General features: G+C 68.8%; 5 protein-coding genes and 1 pseudogene. All 6 read right to left on the bottom strand.

Features of this window, described 5'->3' with window-relative positions:
* Positions 1-993 (bottom strand): hypothetical protein (locus tag AB0G01_RS35275; RefSeq protein WP_360955322.1); only part of this gene is annotated, 993 nt, incomplete at its 3' end.
* Between the two features lie 244 nt (positions 994-1,237).
* Positions 1,238-1,717 (bottom strand): integrase core domain-containing protein, encoded by a 480-nt coding sequence (locus tag AB0G01_RS35270; protein WP_360955319.1) that lies wholly within the window; start codon positions 1,715-1,717, stop codon positions 1,238-1,240.
* Positions 1,718-1,753: 36 nt separating this feature from the next.
* Positions 1,754-2,032 (bottom strand): transposase domain-containing protein, encoded by a 279-nt coding sequence (locus AB0G01_RS35265; protein WP_360955325.1) that lies wholly within the window; start codon positions 2,030-2,032, stop codon positions 1,754-1,756.
* A 588-nt stretch (positions 2,033-2,620) separates the two neighbouring features.
* Positions 2,621-4,297 carry a ribonuclease J gene (locus AB0G01_RS35260; RefSeq protein ID WP_360955316.1) on the bottom strand — a complete coding sequence of 559 codons (1,677 nt, stop codon included), beginning with the start codon at positions 4,295-4,297 and terminating at the stop codon, positions 2,621-2,623.
* A gap of 61 nt (positions 4,298-4,358) precedes the next feature.
* Positions 4,359-4,723, bottom strand: a pseudogene (locus AB0G01_RS35255) (MerR family transcriptional regulator).
* A 938-nt stretch (positions 4,724-5,661) separates the two neighbouring features.
* Positions 5,662-5,859: a hypothetical protein gene (locus AB0G01_RS35250; RefSeq protein WP_360955313.1), complete on the bottom strand. Its 198-nt coding sequence runs from the start codon at positions 5,857-5,859 to the stop codon at positions 5,662-5,664.
* Between the last annotated feature and the right edge of the window lie 2,368 nt (positions 5,860-8,227).

Raw genomic sequence — 8,227 nt, 5'->3', positions numbered from 1 at the left:
CGACCGCCGCCGGGAGAGGTAGGTCTCGACGCTGGCGAGCAGGACCTCGCCCATGGCGCTCTCCGCCTCCACCGGTTCGACGTAGCGGGTGTGGAAGTACTTCCCCAGTTCGGGTTCGTTCGCCACGGCCCATTGCAGCGCTATGCGCCGGCGGTTCACGATCCCGCGGTGGCCGAACAGGACGGCTACCTTGAGCAGTTGCGTGGCCTCGGCGAAACTCGCGCGCAACTGCGACAGGCCGGCCGGGCCGGCCAGCCCGACCGCGATGTCGTCGGTCAGCGCGCCGATGACGGGGCGGGAGAGCACGGCCGCCACGTCACCGCCGTAGGGGGCGATCAGGGTCGTGCCCTGCGCACCGGCCGCGCGTTCCAGCACTCGGGCCAGCTCGACCGGGTCGGTGCCGGCGGACCGGGCCCGCAGCACCCAGTAGTCGTGCTCGGTGGTGAGCCCGAACCCGGCCCCCGCCACTGCCACCTGGTCGGTGGTCATCGTGCCTTCCAGCAGGCAGGCAAGCAGGGTCGTCCGCCGCTGCTCCTCGCGACGGGTGAGATCGAGTTCGGCTTCGCGGTAACCGGCGAGGAGCACGTTGCCGTAGTGGTCGCCCAGTTGCCAGATCCGCTGGATACCGACGAGCACGGCGTCGGTGGAAATGCCGTGGTTCCGGGCGATTCGGAGAAACTCGTCGCGCAGCAACGCGATACCTCTTCGGTGGGCGGCCAGCACGTCGGTGAGGGGTATGCGTTGCAGCGCCCGGCGTCGCCCGGTCTCCCGCTCGTCCTCCGCCACATCGCCCGGGAGGTCCTCCTCGCCGTGGAAGGCGGCGACCACGCGGACGACGTTGCGGCGCGCGGACGGCCGGAGTTCCGACGGGGGAACCACGCGGTACTGGCCGATCCCGCCGATCACCCGCAACTGCGCGGCCACCAGCTCCTCGGTCTGCTGTTGCAGGCGTGCGGCCACCGGAGCGAGTTCGGCTTCGAGGGGCTCGGGCACTGCGTGCTCCTTCACCTCGGTTTCGGACCGCGCGTGCGGTGGTGATCAGGGTTTCCACTCAGCGGTCACCTCGACGTAGTTCTCGCCACGGACGTTTTGGTTGGTATTACCCACTACTACGAGTTTGGTTGGTAACCCAAACTATGTCAAGTGGGATCACGGCATGAGATCCGATCATGCGTTCGACGACGCCCTGGCCCGGACGTCCTTCCGGGTGATGGCCGTACTCAGTTGATGAGTCTGCTCAGGGTGCGGTGCGGCGCAGTCTGCGGGTGTCGAGGTCGTGTCCTGCGGCGGGGTGTTGTTGGTCCTCGGGTGGTGGTTGGTCGCGGGCCTGGTGGGGTCGGTGGCGGTTGCGGTGGTTTTCGTAGGGCGTGAGGATCTGATGTGCGTGGCTCTCGCCCGGGATCGGGAGGTGGTCGAGGAGTTCGCGTCGGAGGGTGCCGATGCCCCGTTCGCAGTGGGCGTTTCCCCGAGGTGCCCATGGCGCATTGGTGATGACGCACAGGTGGTCGGCCAGGAAGGCTGCGTCGAACGCCCGGCCGTACTCGCGGTCGCGGAGGAGGAAGCGCGAGGACTCCAGACGCGTTCCGAGGTCGACAGCGAGGTTCCTGGCCTGTTGCATGGTCCATGCTCGGGTCGGGTGGGTGGTGACGTCGGTGACGTGCAGGCGGCGGGTGCCGTGTTCAAGGAACAGGAGCGCGTAGAACCGCCTGCCAAGCACGGTGTCGAGGTGGAGGAAGTCCGCCGCGAGGAGGCTTTAGGCCTGGGCGGCGGGGGACACTGACGGTACGGACAGCGGCTTCCGGGCAACCTTGTACAGCAAAGCCGGGATCACCCGGACAGCTCCCAACATCGCAAGTGCCCGCTCTACCGGCAATAATGACTTTGCGAGCGGCACAAGGTCCCGTGACCGACGCTGTACGCGCCGGGTTCCCTCCAGGATCGCGTCGACGAGTTCGAACGGGACCACCCGCGTCAGTTCCCCCAGGTGCCCGGGAGCGAACCGGCCCGCGGCCACGGTGACCGTGCGGGTGATGGCCGTCAGCGCAGGCGGCAGGACACAATGAGAGGGCAACGGAGCTCCTTGGGACAAGCTGTCCTGGTCGACTGCCTGTACCGACGAGCTCCGCTGCCCTGCGTCGTGACTACTGCAGCTCGGCCGCGTGACCAGCGAAAACGTTAACTACTCGGCCTGGGGGCACCTGCCGGTGTGGGCGGGTGGAGCACGAGGGTTCCGCGAGGCAACGCGGCAAAACGGGTCGCGGACGGTGGCACCGAGTTCCTCCCGCCGTTCGGCGGGGAAGTGGGCGTCGGCGTCGTCCGCCCGGATCGGGTACGGATCGCAGGGGAACCCGTGATGCGGGAGCGGACCGGTCACTCTTGCGTTGTCGTCCCCTCGCTCCCGTCCGAACCTGCGTGTGGCCCCCGTCGGCCTCGGGTCCTCGTCGGCCCCAGGCCGCCCGTAGGCACCTTCCGCGGCGGCCGTCCGGGGCCGTGTGCTCGCGGTGCAGCGCGAGCACGACCTCACCCCGATGGCACCGACTACCCCTGCTGGACAGAGCGCCGCCATTCCCTCGTGAATCCGCCGGCGCAATCGCTCAAGCCGAGACCGGTGCCTGGCGCGCTACGCCTCGATGACGACGGGGATGACGACGGGTCGGCGGCGGTGGGTGCGGAAGGCCCAGTTCTGCACCTCGCGCGCGATGAGCCGTTCGAGTTCCTCGAAGTCGGTGACGTTGCGCTCGGCCGCGCCGGCGAGGGCCTTCTCGATGGCGGCTGTCGTGGGGACGAAGGTCGAGGTGTCGTGCTCGAAGCCGTGGGCGATGAAGTCCGGGGGTTCGGCGAGGCGGCGGGAGTCGGCGTCGACGATGGCGACGACGGTGATGACGCCTTCCTCGCCCAGGGTGCGGCGTTGGGCCAGCGAGGCTTCGGTGACGCCGCCGACGGTCTGGCCGTCGACGTAGACGTTGTGGATCTCGACCCTGCCGGTGATGCGCGCCCGGCCGTCCTGGAGGTCGACGACGTGGCCGTTGGCGGCGATCGGCACGCGGTCGCGGTGCACGCCGGTCTTGACGGCGAGTTCGGCGTTGGCGCGCAGGTGCCGTGCCTCGCCGTGCACGGGCAGCACGTTGGCCGGTTGGACGATGTTGTAGCAGTAGACGAGTTCGCCGGCGCTGGCGTGGCCGGACACGTGCACCTTGGCGTTGCCCTTGTGCACGACGTTCGCGCCGCGGTCGATCAGGCCGTTGATGACCCGGTAGATGGCGTTCTCGTTGCCGGGGATCAGCGAGCTGGCCAGCAGGACGGTGTCGCCCTCCTCGACCTGGATCGAGTGGTCGCCGCCGGCCATGCGGGACAGCGCGGCCATCGGTTCGCCCTGCGAGCCGGTGCAGATCAGCGTCACCTGGCGGGGTGGCAGCCGGTCCATGCGCTTGATGTCGACCACGAGGCCGTCGGGAACCTTGAGGTAGCCGAGTTCGGTGGCCACGCCCATGTTGCGGACCATCGAGCGGCCGACGAAGGCGACCTTGCGGCCGTGGGTGTGGGCGGCGTCGAGGACCTGCTGGATGCGGTGCACGTGGCTGGCGAAGCTGGACACGATGACGCGGCGCGGGGTGGTGCGGAACACCTCGTCGATCGCCGGGGCGAGGTCGCGCTCGGCGGTGGTGAAGCCGGGCACGTCGGCGTTGGTGGAGTCGACCAGGAACAGGTCGACCCCCTCCTCGCCGAGGCGGGCGAAGCCGCGCAGGTCGGTCATGCGCCCGTCGAGCGGGAACTGGTCCATCTTGAAGTCGCCGGTGTGCAGCACGAGCCCGGCGGCGGTGCGGATCGCGACGGCCAGACTGTCGGGGATGGAGTGGTTGACCGCCAGGAACTCCAGGTCGAACGGTCCTCGGGAGAGCCGCCGTCCTTCCTGGACCTCCACCGTCACCGGGGTGATGCGGTGTTCGACGAGCTTGGCCGTCAACAGGGCCAGGGTCAGGCGTGAGCCGACGATGGGGATGTCGGGGCGTTCGCGCAGCAGGTAGGGGACCCCGCCGATGTGGTCCTCGTGGCCGTGGGTGAGCACGACCGCGACCACGTCGGACACCCGGTCCCGGAAGTGGCTCCAGTCCGGGAGGATCACGTCCACCCCGGGTTGGTGCTCCTCCGGGAACAGCACGCCGCAGTCCACGATGAGCAGCTTGCCCTCGTGTTCGAACACGGTCATGTTCCGGCCGATCTCGCCGAGCCCGCCCAGGGCGATGACGCGCAGCGCGTCGGGGGCGAGGGTCGGCGGAGGGGCGGAGGTTCGAGCCATGGTCACACTCTCACGTTACGTGAGAGTGCGACCATGGCGAAATTGACCCGGTCCTGGGCGCTCAGTCGCCGGGCAGGTGGGCCCGCAGAGCGCCGGCGAAGTCCTCGGCGATCCGCAGGTGGGCACGCAGTCCTCGCAGCGCTCCTCGGCTGCGGCGTGGAACGCCGCGAGGCGGTCGAGGTGCTTGTCGCGGTCGTCGGTGGCGGAGAGGGTGTCGAGGAACGCGAGCAGTTCGCGCATCTCCTCCAGTTGGAAGCCCAGCGGCTTCATGCGCTTGATCACCTGGAGGCGGTCGACGTCGGGTTCGGGGTACAGGCGGAACCCGCCCTGGCTCCGGTCGCTGGGCACGACCAGGCCGACTTCCTCGTAGTAGCGGATCGTGCGCAGCGACAGGCCGGTCCGCTCGGCCACCTCGCCGATCTGCATGTGCCCGCCCACGAGGTCCCTTCCGACGTCGAATGTGATTCGGCCATTGTGGAACCCGGTGCGGGCGCTGCGGCCGTCCACGTCGCCGCACAACCACAGCCAGTGGAGCGCTCGGGCGGCCTGCTCGGGCGTGAGGTAGCCGGAAATGACGTAGGCGGACAGGCCGGTGGCCGCGCCGAACAGCGCCACCCCCCGTCAGGTGCGGATCGGCGTGCGCGGGCATCCTGGGCGGTGGAGATCAGGCCGGTGAGTTCGGGGTGGATCCGGTCGGGGCCGGCGGTGTGCGGGTCGGCGGCCAAGGCGGGGGCGGTGAGGGCGAGCGCGGCGTGCACGCGGTACAGGTCCGCTGGCCGGGTCGTGGGGCAGTAGCTCGCGCAGGATCAGCCGGGTGCGGCGTACCGCATCGGCGGTCTCGACGGTCTCGGCCAGGCGGTCGCGCAGTCGGCGCGTCATGGCCGCGCGCATGCGCACCAGTCCGCCGTGCGGCAGCTTCTCCTTGGTAGGGAAGTAGTACTGGACCAGGTTGGGCGACACTCCCGTGGCTCGTGACCGGCCCGTTCGACGGCGAGGTGCCGACCGACCTCACCCACCTGCTACGCCCCGACCCGGGCCGCCGGGACTGTGGCGGTACCGGGGTCGGCTCATCAGGCTGATGGACGGCTGGGTCACCGAACGTCTCGCGATGTGGGCACGGGCCCGTATCGCGAGCTGAACGCCCCGCGAGCCCGCCATGTCGTACTCGTCTCGCGACACCCGCCGCAACGCGACCGCGACTCGGAAGCCTGGACGGCGCTGCCAGACCGGGCCACTGCTCACAACGCCGAGCTTGGCGCGCTGAACAGCGCCGGGTCCCCTGTCCAAACATCCGCCCATCGGCAGAAGCGGACGTTTCGAACGGGTGGCTCGCGGTAGTAGCGGACGTTCGGCGGGGGTCTTGCCTACTGGCCGTAGGAGAGGCGGAGGTCGGCGAACAGCAGGTGGTTGAGTCGCCGCCGGAGGTGTCCGGTCTTGCTCGGGTCTGGGGGTTCGGTGGGAGTGAGCAGGGTGAACCTCAGCAGGGTTCCCGCGTTTCCGGAGCCCGTGAGCGTGAAGTGCACCTGGTCGTCGGGTCGGCTCGGCCACAGCGATGACCACACGACCCGGCCTGGTTTCTCCGCGTCCAGGATCCCGGGGTCGACCTCGTCGGGGAGCAGGTCGAGCCACGGTCGGGATCCTGGCCTGCGGGGTTCTGCGAGCGACTGCCAGACGGCATGCGGCGGCGGAGGCAGTACACGCGCCCGTGAACCGATTTCGATCACCCCGGCAGGATAGGCGGATCTTCCCTGGTCCACCGTCCGATCGTTGACACGGGCGGACGTCGTACACCGCTCCGTCAGCGGCATGAGCGGATGTTCGCCTGATGGCGAACACTCGCTTGGCCCATCCAACAGTCGGAGTCGGGTGATCGGGCCGGAGCATTGGCGAACGTGACCGAGGCAGTCGCCATGTGTCGTTGACTGGTCGAGATGGACGAAGCCGCCTGCCTGCCCTACCGGCTGTCGAACCAACTGCAGGTGGGGACGCGCTGCTCCACTCGGTCGGGGCGTGGAGTAGTGGTCGGACTTCGCGCGGGCAGGTCACGCGGTCGCCCTATGCGCCTGGCCTGGAAGCCAGGGCGATGGCGTCTCGTCGTGCGATCGGCCTGTGGTGTCGCGTCGCTGGGCCAGATCATGACGACGATCGCGATCACGATGGTCGCGCCGACGAACATGCCCCAGAGGGCGTACGTGAGCCGGTCCGGTGGTCGGCGTGTGGTGGCGTGGAGTGCGAGGTCGGCCGCGTTTCCATGGCGTCGATGTTCTCGGCGAGTGTTTCGACGCGTCCATCAGGCGTTTGGTCGCCGCGTCCACTGCGGCGAGGTGGCCGCGGTCGGGTGTGTGGGAGTTCATGGTGTGCAGGGCGCTGTGGATCGACCGGCTCGTGTCGGCGAGGTCGTTCGAGTAGACCCGAGGGTCGAACCGTGGTCCTCCAATGGAGCGAGGGCGTGGCGCAGGCTCGCGATCTGCTCGGGCAGTTCGTCGACGGCTCTGGTGAGCATGCCGACGTAGTCGGGCACTTCGGCGAGTCGCCTCGACGACAAGTACAGCATCTCGGCGCTGTCGGGAAGATGCCCGAGTGCCCGGGAGGAGTCGCGCAGCGTCGCGGCCGAGGCAGGGAGGTGTTCGAGCACTGCGCGGACTCGGCTAGCGAGGCCACGGCGTCGAGGTCGATGTAGGGCCGGTCGACGGTCTCCTCGCCGAGTTCTTCGAGCCGCCCAATCGCGTCGAGGACTTCGGTCCTGGTCTCCTTGACCACCCTGACCACGGCGGCTTGGAGCACGCCCTCCAGGTTGTCGTCGGTCAGGAGACTCAGGTCTGCCTCCAGTCCGGTCTCGCGCGGTCTTCCATTCGACCAGGTCCTCGACCTCGAAATCGTCGCCTGTCGGTTTGCGGTCGACCTGCTTGTGGTGGAAGAGGCAGAGCAGGAGGTTCGGGAAGGCCTTGCGTGCCTCGGAGGTCATCGAGTCGTCCCAGCGCGGACCACCCTTCGACGCCGCGCGGATAGGGGCGATCTCCATTTTGATGATGGTCGTTGGCCAGCTTCCAGGTCTGCACCAGGTGCGGTTTGAGTTCGAAAGCCCGCCAGATCCGGGAGATCGCAGTCTGGGACATGCCCGTGGCCCGTGCCATCGACCGGGTCGACCAGTGCGAGTCTTTGTTCGGCGGCACTTGTTCGAGTGTGGTCACCATAAGCCGTTCGGCCTGTGTATCGACCCTAGGGCCAGGATGTGGTCGAGGAGTTCGCGTCGGATGGTGCCGATGACCCGTTCGCAGTGGGCGTTCATCCGGGGTGCCTGCGCGGGGCTGACCCTCTACGCCGTCCTGTGCCAACTCCAACGATTACTCGCCACCTGAACCGGCCGCTGCCACACCTGTCGACAACCCGTCAAGACCACAAACAGCCACCGGAAATCCCAGGCTGACACCACCTGACAAAGCTTTACTGGCCGGTTTGCCCAAACCGCCGTGGCCGGCGGCTCATGTCGCCGTCAACGAGCACGCCGTGCGGTGCGCGACGGCTGTGCCATGGAAGGACGCCGACCGGTGGCGCGAGATGGCGGCGCAGTTGCGCCCGATACTTCGCCCTGCGCAGACGGACGGCCTGGGTCTACAGCTTCCACCGCACAGGCCCGCCATTCACGTGCTCACGGTCGACGCCATCACCCACGAGCACCGGGACGGTCCCCATTCCACCACGATCTGGGCCTGGCCCGCCGCACTGCTGGACCGGGCCGTGGTTGACGCCCTCGTCCGTGGGCAGACCGGTGCGCTGACCGGACAGGCCGCTGTCAGAGCCGGCTCAGAGAATCCGGATCTGTTCCAGCTTCACCCCGCCGGGGTGGTTCGGCCAGGTCATCGTGGTCCACTTCCCGATCGGCGACGCCGGTTGCCACTGCCCGTCCCCGAACCACTGGACGCGGTTGTT

Origin of the sequence: Actinosynnema sp. NPDC023587, assembly GCF_040640215.1 — a bacterium.
Classification (GTDB): Bacteria; Actinomycetota; Actinomycetes; order Mycobacteriales; family Pseudonocardiaceae; genus Actinosynnema.
This window is presented reverse-complemented; position numbering and strand designations above follow the sequence as displayed.